This window comes from Deinococcus budaensis (assembly GCF_014201885.1).
Taxonomy (GTDB): Bacteria; Deinococcota; Deinococci; order Deinococcales; family Deinococcaceae; genus Deinococcus; species Deinococcus budaensis.
The window spans coordinates 52,947-65,847 of record NZ_JACHFN010000008.1 but is presented as its reverse complement, the minus strand read 5'-3'; the positions used below and the strand labels follow the sequence as shown (position 1 = coordinate 65,847).

At 71.1% G+C, this 12,901-nt stretch carries 15 protein-coding genes; 12 read left to right on the top strand and 3 right to left on the bottom strand.

The window, feature by feature from the left end; all coding sequences use genetic code 11:
- Positions 1–27 precede the first annotated feature (27 nt).
- From HNQ09_RS11600 to HNQ09_RS11590, 3 genes are all read left to right on the top strand, one after another.
- Positions 28–465 carry a DUF3197 domain-containing protein gene (locus HNQ09_RS11600; protein ID WP_184029409.1) on the top strand — a complete coding sequence of 146 codons (438 nt, stop codon included), beginning with the start codon at positions 28–30 and terminating at the stop codon, positions 463–465.
- 94 nt (positions 466–559) lie between these two features.
- Positions 560–1,276, top strand: coding sequence for a 23S rRNA (guanosine(2251)-2'-O)-methyltransferase RlmB (gene rlmB, locus HNQ09_RS11595; RefSeq protein ID WP_184029406.1), 717 nt, complete (start codon positions 560–562; stop codon positions 1,274–1,276).
- Complete coding sequence (locus HNQ09_RS11590; RefSeq protein ID WP_184029404.1) at positions 1,273–2,181, top strand: aldose epimerase family protein; 909 nt, start codon at positions 1,273–1,275, stop codon at positions 2,179–2,181. The genes rlmB and HNQ09_RS11590 overlap by 4 nt, the downstream gene beginning before the upstream one ends.
- A 115-nt stretch (positions 2,182–2,296) precedes the next feature.
- On the opposite strand, the gene HNQ09_RS11585 is transcribed toward HNQ09_RS11590, so the two are convergent.
- Both HNQ09_RS11585 and HNQ09_RS11580 read right to left on the bottom strand, forming a co-directional pair.
- Positions 2,297–2,515 (bottom strand): hypothetical protein, encoded by a 219-nt coding sequence (locus HNQ09_RS11585; protein WP_184029402.1) that lies wholly within the window; start codon positions 2,513–2,515, stop codon positions 2,297–2,299.
- A gap of 48 nt (positions 2,516–2,563) precedes the next feature.
- On the bottom strand, positions 2,564–3,652 hold the full coding sequence (locus HNQ09_RS11580; RefSeq protein WP_184029400.1) for a trypsin-like peptidase domain-containing protein: 1,089 nt from the start codon (positions 3,650–3,652) through the stop codon (positions 2,564–2,566).
- An 82-nt stretch (positions 3,653–3,734) separates the two neighbouring features.
- Between HNQ09_RS11580 and HNQ09_RS11575 the strand changes: the two genes are divergently transcribed.
- The 9 genes from HNQ09_RS11575 to HNQ09_RS11535 all read left to right on the top strand — a co-directional run bounded on the left by HNQ09_RS11575 (position 3,735) and on the right by HNQ09_RS11535 (position 11,033).
- On the top strand, positions 3,735–4,226 hold the full coding sequence (locus HNQ09_RS11575) for an EVE domain-containing protein (protein WP_184029398.1): 492 nt from the start codon (positions 3,735–3,737) through the stop codon (positions 4,224–4,226).
- Positions 4,210–4,710, top strand: coding sequence for a GNAT family N-acetyltransferase (locus tag HNQ09_RS11570; RefSeq protein WP_184029395.1), 501 nt, complete (start codon positions 4,210–4,212; stop codon positions 4,708–4,710). Before HNQ09_RS11575 ends, HNQ09_RS11570 begins: the two co-directional genes overlap by 17 nt.
- A 25-nt stretch (positions 4,711–4,735) precedes the next feature.
- Positions 4,736–5,440, top strand: a complete 705-nt coding sequence (gene thyX / locus HNQ09_RS11565) for an FAD-dependent thymidylate synthase (RefSeq protein ID WP_184029393.1) — start codon at positions 4,736–4,738, stop codon at positions 5,438–5,440.
- A gap of 66 nt (positions 5,441–5,506) precedes the next feature.
- The gene (locus tag HNQ09_RS11560) at positions 5,507–6,127 is read left to right on the top strand and encodes a 1-acyl-sn-glycerol-3-phosphate acyltransferase (protein WP_343057764.1); all 621 of its coding nucleotides are present in this window, start codon (positions 5,507–5,509) and stop codon (positions 6,125–6,127) included.
- Between the two features lie 115 nt (positions 6,128–6,242).
- Positions 6,243–7,049, top strand: a complete 807-nt coding sequence (locus tag HNQ09_RS11555; RefSeq protein WP_184029391.1) for an ABC transporter ATP-binding protein — start codon at positions 6,243–6,245, stop codon at positions 7,047–7,049.
- The gene (locus HNQ09_RS11550; RefSeq protein WP_184029389.1) at positions 7,046–7,786 is read left to right on the top strand and encodes an ABC transporter ATP-binding protein; all 741 of its coding nucleotides are present in this window, start codon (positions 7,046–7,048) and stop codon (positions 7,784–7,786) included. Before HNQ09_RS11555 ends, HNQ09_RS11550 begins: the two co-directional genes overlap by 4 nt.
- A gap of 43 nt (positions 7,787–7,829) precedes the next feature.
- On the top strand, positions 7,830–9,053 hold the full coding sequence (locus tag HNQ09_RS11545; protein WP_184029387.1) for an ABC transporter substrate-binding protein: 1,224 nt from the start codon (positions 7,830–7,832) through the stop codon (positions 9,051–9,053).
- A gap of 136 nt (positions 9,054–9,189) precedes the next feature.
- A complete protein-coding gene (locus HNQ09_RS11540) occupies positions 9,190–10,080 on the top strand; it encodes a branched-chain amino acid ABC transporter permease (protein ID WP_184029385.1) in 891 nt (296 codons plus the stop codon).
- Positions 10,077–11,033 (top strand): branched-chain amino acid ABC transporter permease, encoded by a 957-nt coding sequence (locus tag HNQ09_RS11535; protein ID WP_184029382.1) that lies wholly within the window; start codon positions 10,077–10,079, stop codon positions 11,031–11,033. The genes HNQ09_RS11540 and HNQ09_RS11535 overlap by 4 nt, the downstream gene beginning before the upstream one ends.
- Before the next feature lie 218 nt (positions 11,034–11,251).
- Here HNQ09_RS11535 and HNQ09_RS11530 read toward each other — a convergent pair whose 3' ends face one another.
- Positions 11,252–12,832, bottom strand: coding sequence for a serine hydrolase (locus tag HNQ09_RS11530; RefSeq protein WP_184029380.1), 1,581 nt, complete (start codon positions 12,830–12,832; stop codon positions 11,252–11,254).
- Between the last annotated feature and the right edge of the window lie 69 nt (positions 12,833–12,901).

Here is a 12,901-nt window from a genome sequence, read left to right as displayed (position 1 = left end):
CAGGCAGGCTGCTCTAGACTGCCCCCCATGCACATCCTGGACCCGCTCGGGCTGCCCGGCGCCCCGCTGGAAACGCAGCGCGACCTGCTCGCCCACCTCGGCGCCGAGGCCCGCGCCGGGGGCGGCACCCTGACCCTGATCACCGACGGCCAGGGGGTCCGCACGGCGGCCCGCTACGCGGCGCTGGTCACGCGCGGCGACGAGGCGCTGCTCACGGCGGCGGCCTTCGGTCCGGCCTACGGCGAGGCGGGCCGTCAGGCGCTGGCCGACCTCGCCCGGCTGGCGCAGGCGCGCGGCTGGCCGCTGCGCGAGACGGTCCTCAACCCGTCGGACTTCGTGCGGGTGCTGGCCGAACCGGACGCCGCCGAGATCGCCCGATTGATCGCCGCGAGCAACCCCAGCGACCCCGCCATCTACACCGCGCAGCCGAAGGTCAAGCCCCGCGAGGACGCCTGGGAGGACTAGGCATTGGGCCAGGGTCCCCACGCCCTGCCGGACGGAACACCCCCCAGACGGAGACGGCCCGCCCCTTGCACTGGCCGCCCTTTAGACTGGCCGCATGTTGCTGTACGGACGGAACCCGGTGCTCGAAGCCCTCAAGGACGGGCGCGTGACGGAACTGCTGGTCGCGCGCGGGGTCGAGGAGGCGTTCGTGCAGGAGCTGAAAACGTTTGACGTGCGCCTGAAGTTCTCGCCCCGCATCGAACTCGACCAGATCGCGGGCACCACCGGGCACCAGGGCGTGATCGCGGAGGTCGAGGACCTCGCCTGGGCCAGCGTGGACGACATCCTCGACCGGGCGGAGGCGCGGGGCGAGGACCTGCTGGTCGTGCTGCTCGACGGCGTCACCGATCCGCGCAACTTCGGGGCGATCATCCGCTCGGCGGAGGTGCTGGGCGCGCACGGGGTGGTCGTGGAGGAACGCCGCAGCGCGCCGCTCTCGCCAGTCGTCGCCAAGACGGCGGCGGGCGCGACGAGTTACCTGCCGGTCGCCCAGACCAAGAACCTGCCGCGCCTCATCGACCAGCTCAAGGAGGCGGGCGTGTGGGTTTACGGGGCGGCGGGCGAGGCCGCGCAGGACGTGGGCCGCACCGACCTGAGCGGCAAGGTCGCGCTGGTGATCGGGGCCGAGGGCGAGGGCCTGCGGCGCCTGGTGCGCGAGAAGTGTGACGGCTTGGTCCGCATTCCCACCCGCGGCCAGGTCCAGAGCCTCAACGCCTCGGTCGCGGCGGGCATCCTGCTGTACGAGGCGGCGCGGGCGCGGGGACCCAGGTGACCCGCCGGGTGGAGGCCATCGTCAGCGAGCGCCTGACGCTGGAGGTGCTGCCCGCCCTCGGGGCCAGCGTGCTGAACCTGCGCGCGGCGTCGGGGCGTCCGGTGCTGCGGGCGGTGGACCCGGCGGCGGTGGAGACCAGCAGCCAGTGCGCGAGCTTCACGCTGCTGCCGTATTCCAACCGCATCGCCGGTGCCCGCTTCCCGTTCGGCGGGCGAGAGGTGCAGCTTCGGCCCACCACCGGGGGCGGCCTCGCCCAGCACGGCGACGTGAGAAACCGGCCCTGGCGGGTGACGCGCGTCTCGGACACCCACCTCGCCGGCGACTTCGACAGCCGGGAGTTCGGGGACATGAACTGGCCCTGGGCCTTCACCGCGCGGGTGGAGTACCGCCTGCACGGCCCGCACCTCGACACCACCGTCAGCCTGACGAACGCGGACGCCTCCACCATGCCCGCCGGTCTGGGCCTGCACCCCTACTTCGCCCGCCTGCACGGTGGCGTGGACCCTGCCCTGAGCTTCGGCGCCGCCCTGACCTACGACACCGACGAACGCAGCCTGCCCACCGGGGGCGCGCGGCCGGTGCATCCCGAAGAGGACCACCGCACCCCGCAGCCGGTCGGAGCAAGGCCGGTGGACCGGGTCTACACCGCCTGGGACGGCCTCGCCCGGCTGGACTGGGGGGGGCGCTCGCTGGTGCTGACCGCCGACAACGTGTATTCGCATCTGGTCGTGTTTGCGGCGCCGGACGGCAGCCTGGCCCTTGAACCCGTCTCGCACGCCACCGACGCCTTTAACCTCGCCGCGCGCGGGGTGGGCGGCGTGGACCTGCGGACGCTGGAGCCGGGCCAGACCCTGGCGGGCACGGTGCGGCTGACGCTGGAGGGGGACTGGGAAAGCGGCCTGTAGGCCGGGCCTGGAGCGTGTGGCCCGTGGGTCGTGCAGAAGAGCAGGGAGACGCAGCGACCCGTCTCCCGTCCCCGCCGTTCCTGTTCTCCAGGGGGCAAGCCGCAGGCCACGCGGCCTACGCCGCCAGCGTTGCCAGCAGCGTGCCGTCCTGGTCGCGCAGCTCGAAGCCGGGGCGGTCGCGCCCCGCGAGCCAGCGCAGGGCGCCCAGCAGGTCGTCGGTCTGGTACACGGTTTCGGTGCCGCCGGGACCCTGCCACAGCAGGCGGTAGCGGGTGGGGGCGCTGGGCGGCATCCAGCGTTCGCCGCCGTCCTCTTTCACGAAGGCGCGTGACATCCTCCCAGTCTGGCGGCCGGAGGTGAGGCCGGACCCGCAAGCGGATGGTTATTCGTTCAGGTCCGTCACGCTGCGCTTGCCCACCAGCTCGATGCGGGCTTCGAGCGGCTGGCCCTCGCCGCCGCGCAGGTAGCCCACCGTGACGGTGTCGCCCACCTGCGCGCGGCGGACTTCGGTGATGAACGCAGCGGCGTCGCGGGTGGGCTGGCCGTTGACGCTGACCACCACGTCCCCGATGGCCGTGAGGTTGCCGTCTTGGTCGAAGGTCGCGCCGCGCAGCCCGGCACGCTCGGCGGGGCTGTCCTCGGCCACCCGCCGGATCACGGCCCCGGGCAGCCCCTGGGCGCCGCTGTGAATCACGTCGAGCACCAGCCCGACCACCGGCACGTCGCGCTGCTCCCCGCGCCGCAGGGCCGCGACCAGGTCGCTTCCCTCGGTGACGGGCACCGCGTAGGAGGCGCGGGTCTGGTTGCTGGTGTCCACCCGGATAAAACTGACCACCCCGATGACCTCCCCGTTGCCGCCGATAATCGGGCCGCCGCTGTCGCCGGGCGCGAGCGGCGCCGTCATCTCCAGGGTGCCCTGGGGGAAGGTGGGGTCGCCCGCCTCGGCGCCCAGCCGCAGCAGCTGCCCGCGGCGCGGTTGCAGGAAGTCGCCCCCGCTGTTGCCGATGGCGAGCACCGTCTCGCCCACGCGCGGCGGCCGGGCGGCAAGGTTCAGCACCGGAAAAGGTCCCCGCCCCTGCACCTGGAGAAGCGCCACGTCCGCGCCCGCATCGTAGGCGGTCACCCGGGCGCGCAGGGTGCGGCCCGACAGGGTGCGAATCTGAAACAGCTGCCCGCTGGCGACCACGTGGTAGGCGGTGAGCACCTGCCCGTCTTCCGAGATGAAAAACCCGGTGCCGATCCCCGCCTCGCGGGTGGCCGGGTTGAGGCTCTCCACCCGCACGACCGCCGGACGCGACTGCTCGAACAGCTCGCGGGTGTCCTGCGGCAGCTCGCCCGGCAGCGTCCGGGTCACGGCGGGCGGCGCCGTCACCTCGGCCGGGACGCCCCCCGGCACACTCAGCCGTTCCGGCAGCAGGTAGGCCGCCAGCGCGAGCAGCAGCAGCACGGGAAGCCAGGGCAGGGGACGCACAGGGGCAGTCTAGAGCGGCCCGGAGCGCGCCACGGTGCCGGAAGGCACGGAGAGCCGGGGCCGGGGCGTTACCCTCTTGCTCATGCCCACCGCCCGCCCACAGTGCTGGCTGCTCAAGTCCGAACCCGACGTGTTCAGTTACGCGGACCTGGTACGGGTGGGACGCGAACCCTGGAACGGCGTGCGCAACTACCAGGCCCGCAACTTCCTGCGCGAGATGCGGGCGGGCGACCCCTGCCTCTTCTACCACTCGAACGCGAAACCGGCGGGCGTGGCGGGCGTGGCGCGGGTCTGCGGCGAGGCGAGGCCTGACGACCTGCAATTCGACCCGGCGAGCGACTTCCACGACCCCCGCTCCACCCCGGACCAGCCGCGCTGGAGCATGGTGGAGGTCGAACCCGTGCTGGCTTTTGCGGCGCTCGTGCCGCTGGACACCCTGCGCGCCCTGCCCGAGTGGCAGGATTCGCCGCTGACCCGCCGGGGCAGCCGCCTGAGCGTGCTGCCGGTCACAAAGGAGCAGTTCCGCGCGGCGCTGCGGGCGGCGGGAGTGGAGGGCCATGACGATCTCCTTTGAGCGGCTCCAGGAGGAGCACCTGCCGCTGCTGACGCGCTGGCTGCAAGCGCCCCACGTCCGGGCCTTCTGGGACGACGGCGAGCGCGACGAGGCGGCGGTGCGGGCCAGCTACCTCGAAGACGGGGAGGAAGAACCCGGCTTCGTCTTCCGGGTGGAGGAGCGGGCGGCGGGCTTCATCCAGCGCGAGCGGATCACTGAGGAGAACGAGTTCTGGCCCTGGGCTGCGCCGGAGGGCGAGACGTGGGGGGTGGACCTCCTGATCGGAGAGCCGGACTTGACGGGGCAGGGGCTGGGGCCAGCGGTGATCCGCGCCTTTCTGGAGGCGCTGCGGGCCGAGCGGCCCCGGCTGCGGCGCGTGTTGATCGACCCCAGCCCCGCCAATGTCCGGGCGGTGCGGGCCTATGCTCGGGTGGGCTTCGTGCCGCTGACGGCGCTGGAGACCCCCTGGGGCGAGGTGCTGCTGATGGGGCTGGACGTACCGTGAACCGCTGGCGTTAAGCTGACCTCCGATGACTGCCACCCCTGCCCCCTCCCCCACCCTCTTCCCGCTGGGCGACGGCACCGGCTCGGTGTCGCTCGTGCAGCACGTCGGGGACGACAAAAGCGTGGTGAACGCCGCCCGAATCAGCTTCGGCGGCGACTCGGACGCGCCCCTCAACGACCGCGACGAGAAGCTGATTCGCTACCTGCTGCGGCACCAGCACGGCAGCCCGTTTGAACACAATCTGATCACTTTCAAGATTGTCTGCCCGATCTTCGTGGACCGCCAGCTGGTGCGGCACCGTGTCGGGGTCTCAAAAAATGAAGTGTCGGCCCGATACGTGGAAGTGCAGGAGCGCAACTTCACGCCCCCCCGGTTTCGCAAGCAGGCGCCCAGCAACCGGCAGGCCAGTGTGGAGGACGACGGCACGCTCGATCAGGCGCGGGCCGCACAGGTGTGGCAGGAGGCGTGGCGGGGGGCCTTCGGCGCCTATCAGGACCTGCTGGGCCTGGGCGTGACGCGCGAGCAGGCGCGCGGCGTGCTGCCGCTCTCGCTGTATACCGAGTCGTATTACACCTTCAATGTCCGGTCGCTGCTGCATTTTCTGGGCCTGCGCGACCACGAGGGAGCGCAGTACGAGACGCGCCTCTTCGCGCGGGCGATGGCCGAGCTGGCCGAGCCGCTCTTTCCGGTCACCTTCCGGGAATGGCGCCTGCTGCACGCGGCCCACTGAACGCCGCGCGCCTGCACCGGGTCCCACAGCCGGGGGCGGGCCGGGGCGGAACCGTAGACTCCCCGGGTGCCTGTCACCTGGATGAACCGCCCGCCCACCCCGGGGTCGCGCCTCGCCACCTTTTTCCTGCGCCTCTTCGGCTGGGAGGCGGTGCTGGCGCCCCCACCGGGTCCGAAGTTCGTGGCGGCGGTCGCGCCGCATACCTCCAACGCGGACTTCTGGGTCGGCATCGGCTGGCGCTGGGCCACGGGCGCCCCGGCACACTGGGTCGCCAAGCGCGAACTCTTCGCCTTTCCAGTCGGGGTGGTCCTGCGCGCCTGGGGGGGCCTGCCGGTCGACCGCCGCCGCGCTGGAGGCAACTTCGTGGGCGGGGTCGTGGAGATCATCCGCCGCGAACCGGAAATCGTGCTCGCCGTCGCGCCCGAGGGCACCCGCCGCCGCGCCGAGGGCTGGAAGACCGGCTTTTACTACATGGCGCTGGAAGCCGGGGTGCCCATCGGCGTCACGGTGTTCGACTGGGGCCGCAAAAGGGTCGGCGTGATCGGCTACCTGACCCCCACCGGGGACATTGAGGCCGACTTCGCCCGGATGCGCGCCCTGCTGGGAGGCGTGCGCGGCCACACCCCCGCCCACGAGACGCCCGTGATCCCGCGCCCGCGTGCCGGGGCCGGGGCGGGCCAGGGCTGACCCCCGGTCCGGGTGTAACCGCAGCGTAACGGCGGCTCCCTACCCTCTTTCCTGTACCGCACTCCAGTTCAGGAAGGGGGAAGAAGATGCCCACATTCGCATCCGGCCTCACGCCATGACGGCGGCGTCCGCCGCGGCCCAGGTGCCCGGCAACCTGCCCGACCCGAGTCCGGGCGTCGCCCTGGAAGCCCGGCACCTCGTCAAGGAGTTCCGGGGCTTCCGGGCCACCAACGACGTGACGCTCCAGATTCACGGGGGCGAGATTCACGCGATCATCGGGCCGAACGGGGCGGGCAAGACCACGCTCTTTAACCTGCTCTCGGGGTTCCTGCGCCCCACGAGCGGCGAGGTCCGCCTCTTCGGGGAACGCATCGACACCCTGCCGCCGCATCAAATCGTGCGGCGGGGCCTCAGCCGTTCCTTTCAGATCAGCTCGGTCTTTCCCACGATGACCGTGCGCGAGAACGTGCTGGTCGCGCTGCAATCCCCGACGCCGCTGCCGGGGCAATTCTGGACGCCGCTCTCGCGGCTGGAGGCCCTGGGGCCGCGTGCCGACGCGATTCTGGCGAGCGTGGGCCTGGGGGACGCCCCCAATCGGCCCGCCGCCGACCTCAGCCACGGCGAGAAGCGGCAGCTGGAAATCGGCATCTCGCTGACCCAGGACCCCCGGGTGCTGCTGCTGGACGAGCCGACTTCCGGCATGGGGTCCGAGGGCATCGCCCGGGTGATCGCGCTGGTGCGGCAGGTGGCGCGCGGGCGCACGGTCGTGCTGGTCGAGCACAACATGAGCGTGGTGGCGCAGCTCGCCGACCGCATCACGGTGCTGCAATACGGCGGCGTGATCGCCAGCGGGCGCTACGACGACGTGCGGCGCGATCCGCGCGTGATCGAGGCCTACCTGGGCGAGGAGGCGCACGGATGACGCTCAGCGCTCCCCTCCCCTCCTCCGCCCTGTCAGGCACGGCGCCGCTGCTGGAGGTGCGGGACCTGCACGCCTACTACGGCCAGAGCCACGTCCTGCACGGGGTCAACCTGCACGTGAACCCCGGCGAGGTCGTCAGCCTGATTGGCCGCAACGGGGCGGGCAAGACGACCACCCTCAAGTCGATCATGGGCGTGCTCAGAAGCCGCAGCGGACAGATCCGCTTCGATGGCCACGACCTCACCCGGCTGCCCAGCCACCGGGTCGCGGCGCGCGGCGTGGCCTGGGTGCCCGAGGAACGCGCGATCCTGGGCAGCCTCAGCGTGCACGAGAACCTGGAGTTGCCCCCCGCGCGGCCCGGTGGCTGGAGCACCGAGCGCGCCTTCGAGGCCTTTCCGGTGCTGCGCGAGCGCGGCCACCACCCCGGCTCCAAGCTCTCGGGCGGCGAACAGCAGATGCTCGCCATCGTGCGGGTGCTGCGCAGCGGCCCCCGCCTGCTGCTGCTCGACGAACCCAGCGAGGGCCTCGCGCCCGTGATCGTGCAGCGCATCGGCGCCATGCTGCAAGAGCTGCGCCAGGAGGGCCTCAGCGTGCTGCTGGTCGAGCAGAACCTCAAGTTCGCCACGCGCCTGGCCGACCGCCACTACGTCTTCGTGGACGGTCAGGTCGTGGACGAGGTCCTTGCCCACGAGGTCGAGTCCCGCCGCGCGGACCTGCTGCGGTACCTCAGCGTCTGACGCCCCTGTTCTCTCGCTCCCCCCTTTCCCCGGAGGAATCCCCATGCACAAGAAGACCCTGACCGCCCTCGTCTCCACCGCCTTCTGCGCCGCCGTCACGGTGGCCCTCGCGCAAAGCGCCCGGCTCAGCGACAACACGGTGCGCGTGGGCGTCCTGACCGACCTCTCGGGCGTGTATTCCGAGCTGTCGGGGCAGGGCAGCGTGCGGGCCGCGCAGCTCGCCGCCCAGGACTTCATGGCCGCCAATCCCAGCTACCGGGGCAAGGTGCAGGTCGTGGGCGTGGACCACCAGAACAAGGCCGACGTGGCCAGCAACAAGGCCGCCGAGATGATCGACCGCCAGAACGTGGACATGCTCGTCGATCTGCCGACCAGCAGCGCGGCGCTCGCCGCTTCCGAGGTCGCCAAAAGCAAGAAGATTCCCGTGATGGTCGTGACGGGCGGCACCACCGCGCTCACCAACGAGAAGTGCAACAAGTACACCTTCCACTACGCCTACGACAACTACATGCTCGCCAACGGCACGGGCACGGCCGTGACCAAACGCGGCGGCAACTCCTGGTACATCATCTACCCCAACTACGCGTTCGGGCAGGACCTCAACCGGCAGATGATGGCCGCCGTCACCGAGAACAAGGGCCGGATGGTGACCCAGAGCGACGCCACACCCTTTCCCAACACCGACTTTTCGAGCTACCTGCTCAAGGCCCAGGGCCTGAGGCCCAAGGTGTTCGGCACCATGCAGGCGGGCGCCGATCTGGTGAACGTGGTCAAGCAGTACAACGAGTTCGGGCTGCGCCAGCAGGGCATCGGCCTGGGGATCGGCCTGCTGTTCGAGACCGACGTGGCCGCGCTGGGCCAGGACGCCTTCGCGGGCGCGCTCGCCACCGTGCCGTGGTACTGGAACCTCGACCAGCGCAGCCGCACCTGGGCCGCCAAGTTCGAGAAATCCTTCGGCAAGAAGCCCACCTGGGCGCAGGCGGGCGTGTACTCGGCCACCATGACCTACCTCAACGCGGTCGCCCGCGCCAAGTCCGACGGCGGCGACGCGGTCGTGAAGGCGCTCGAAGGCCACCGCTTCAGCGACTTCTACGCCCGCAGCGCCTACATCCGCCCGCAGGACCACCGGGTGATCCTCGACGTGTACACCGTGCAGGTCAAGCCGAGGTCGCAGGCCAAGGAGGCTGGCGACATCTTCACCAAGGTCTCGACCATCCCCGCCGCGCGGGCCTTTCAGCCGCTGTCGGAAAGCAAGTGCAAGTTTTGAGAATGCCTCCCGTGAGCAGAGCGAATAGGCAAAGAGCAAGGCCACGGAGCCGGAGGGAAAGGGCGGCGCTCCATCAGCCCTTTCCCGGAGGCGGAGGGGCCGCCCTGGCAGCGACACCGTTCTCTGAAAGCAGGTCATGAACACACAACTCCTCCTGATTCAGGTATTCAACGGGCTGGTGAGCGGCGCCTTTTACGCGCTGCTCTCCCTGGGCCTCGCGGTGATTTTCGGGATGCTCCGGATCGTCAACTTCATGCACGGGGCGCTGTACATGCTGGGCGCCTTCACGGCCTTCGCGCTGGGGCAGGCGTTCGGGCTGGGCTTCTGGCCCTCGCTGCTGCTGGCGCCGCTGATCGTGGCGGGGATCGGCATGGTGCTGGAACGCGGCTTGCTCTCGCGCCTGTACGGGCTGGAGCCGAGCTACAACCTGCTGCTGACCTTCGGGCTGACCCTGCTGACCCAGGACCTGGTGAAACAGGTCATGCTCTCGCAGTACGCGGTCTCGAGCGCGCCTTACACGCCGCCCGCCGTGCTCTCGGGCGTGGTGAACCTGGGCTTCGTGGTGTTTCCCAAGTACCGCCTGTTCGTGATCGGGCTGAGCCTCCTGATCTGCCTGATCACCTGGTTCGTGATCGAGAAGACGCGGGTGGGCGCGATCATCCGCGCGAGTACCGAGAACCCGGGGGTGACGCGCGCCTTCGGCATCGACGTGGGCAAGTGGGTCACGGGGGTGTTCGGCGTCGGCGTGGGGCTGGCGGGGCTGGCCGGGGTGCTCGCCGCGCCGATCTACTCGGTCGAGCCGTACATGGGCGCCGAACTGATCATCACGACCTTCGCGGTGGTGGTGATCGGCGGCATGGGCAGCATTCTGGGCAGCGTGATCACCGGCTTCGCGGTGGGCGTGCTCGCGGCCATCGGGGCCTTTTTCTACCCGCCCATCGCCAACACCCTGGTCTTTATCCTGATGGCCCTGGTGCTGCTGGTGCGCCCCAGCGGGCTGTTCGGGCTGCCGGAGGGAGCCAGATGACGGTCATTCCGCGCACGGCGGCCCGCACCGACCGCGAGCGGATGACCCGCGCGGCGTGGCTGATCGGCCTCGGCGTGGTGCTGCTGGTTCTGCCCAGGCTGATCTACCCGGTGCTCGCGCTCGACATCCTGGCCTGGGGCCTGTTCGCGGTCGCCTTCGACCTGCTGTTCGGCTTTTCCGGCCTGCTGAGTTTCGGGCACGCGGCCTTCTGGGGAACGAGCGCCTACGTCACCGCGTTCCTGCTCACGCACGGGCAGAGCGTCCCGGTCGCCATGCTGGGGGGCACGGGGGCGGCCCTTTTGATCGCCCTGCCCATCGGCTTTCTGAGCGTGCGCTCGGTCGGCATCTACTTCTCGATGATCACGCTGGCCTTCGCGCAGATGCTCTCCTTCCTGGCGCTGCAATGGACCGACGTGACGGGAGGCGAAAACGGCCTCCAGGGCTTCGCGCGGCCCGGCTTCCTGGGGCTGGACTTCAGCGACTCGCTGACCCGTTACTACTTCTGCCTCGTCGTTTTCGCCCTCGGGTTTTACGTCGCCTACCGCACCGTTCGCAGCCCCTTCGGGCAGGCGCAGCAGGCAGTGCGCGACAACGAGCAGCGGGCGCAGAGCATCGGCTACAACCCGGCCCGCTTCAAGTTCACGGCCTTTCTGATCAGCGCGGGGCTGGCGGGGCTGGCGGGCAGCATGTTCACCTTCGGGCATGGGGTGGTCAGCCTCGACGTGCTGAACTGGCGCACTTCCGGCGAGGTCGTGATGATGACCCTGCTGGGCGGCACGACCACCCTTTTCGGCCCGGTGATCGGCGCGGGGATCGTGCTGCTGCTGCGCGACGTGCTGACCACCGCCAACCTGCCGGTCGGCATCGTGACGGGGCTGGTGTTCGTCCTGGTCGTGCTGTTCTTCCGCCGGGGCGTGGTGGGCACCTTGCAGCACTGGCAGCGGCGGAAGTAGGCGCCCCTCTCCCCCGCCGCGTGCGGGGGATTTTGCTGTCCCTTTGCGCGCGGCCTCCCGCGCGGGGAGCCGGGGAGCCAGGGCGGGCCGCTGCCGCCGCGTCCAGGCCGCCCGACCCAGGGGCGACTCTGCCCCCCTTCAGCCGGTCAGCCCCCGGGCCGCCGGAGCCGGGCACCCGACAAAGTGCCCGGTTTCCGGAACGGGGCAGGGCAGGCTCCCTAGCGCAGCAGCTTCAGCAGGCCGCTGTACAGGGCGACGAACTGCGCGTCGTTGAGCGTGCGGGCATCGTTCCAGGTGGCGCTGACACAGAGGTTACGCCCCGCCTGGGTGGTGACCTGGGTGGTGAGGTTCAGCACGCCGCCCTCGCTGCCGCCCTTGTAGCTGACCCGCGCGAAGTCGGCGGGGTCGGCCACGCCGGGGTTGAGGGTCGTCTCGGGCAGGGCCGCCACATCGGCCATCAGGGTGCAGAGCCGCTCGGTGCTGGCGAACCACTCCACGTCGCGCGCGACCGGGCCAGCCAGAAACACGTTCACGCCCGGCAGCGGCGCCGTCGCCGCCTGCGCCAGCACCGCGCGGCGGGCGTCGCGGTTCAGGCCCGCCGCGCGGTAAGCGCGCAGCAGCGCCAGGTTGGCAGGGTTTTTCAGCGCGAAAGCCTCGCGGGTACTCGGCATGGCCGTCTGGCCCAGCCGCGCTTCCACCCCCGCGCGCCCGACCACCCGCAGCAGCAGGTCGGTGGCGGTGTTGTCGCTCTGGGCGATCATCCGCGCGGCGAGGTCGCGCAGCGCAAAGCGGCTGCCCAGCGGCGCGTCTTGCAGGGTGCCGCTGGGCAGGCTCCGGTCCGCGTCCGTCAGGGCCACCTCGTCGGTCCAGCCTCGCTCGCCCCGGGTGACCTGGGCCTGCAACTCGCTCAGGACCGCCAATTTGAAGGTCGAGCCGACGGCCAGCAACCGCCCCGGATTCAGCGCGGCGAGCGTGCGCGGCGGCATGGCGGCTGGCCCCGTCTGCACCGGCCCGACCTCGCGCACCAGCAGGCTGACCTGTCCCGGCAGCGCGGCGAAGGCGGCCTGCGCCTCCTCCAGCGAGGTGAAGGTGACCTGCGGCGTGACGGGCGCGAACACCAGCGCCGCGATCCGCCCCTGCGCGTCCAGGGCAAACTGCGTGATGTTCAGCACGCCGCGTTCGTAGACGACCTGCGGCAGCGCGCCCGACGTGTCCACCCGCACAAAGGCCCCGAACTGCGCGCGCAGGCCCGCCAGCAGGTCACCCAGGGCCGTCGCCGGAACCTGGGCGAGAAAGGCCGGGGCAAAGAGCGACGCCTCCACGGTCTGCGGCCCGAAGACGCGGGAGAGCAGGGCGGCAGTCTGGGCCGTGCCCTGCGGCGGAGCTGGGGCGATGGCCAAGGCCGTGATCAGGCCCTGCGCGTTCAGCGCGAACTGCGTGACGTTCAGCGCACCGCGTTCATAGACGACCTGCGGCACCGCGCCCGACACGTCCACCCGCACAAAGCGGCCAAACCCGGCGCGGACCTCCGCGAAGGTCCGGGTGAGGGCGGCGGCAGGCACCTGCGCCAGGAACTCCGGCGCGAAGAGGGCGGCGTCCACCGTTTCGGCGCCGAACACGCGGGTGAGCAGCTGGAGGGCCGCCTCCTGCTGGGCGGAGGTCGGGGCGGCGGTCTGAGGCGGCGCCTGACCCGGCTGGGCACTTCCGGTCTGTGCCCCCCCAGTCTGGGCCTCCCCGGTCTGGGCAGCGGCGACGGCAAGCAGGCTCAGGGTCAGGGCCGAAAGAAAGTGAGCGCGCATACCTGACCGTACCAGAGCCGGGCCGGGCGGCTCCACCCCGGCCCACCTTGAGCACTTCCTCAACCAGGA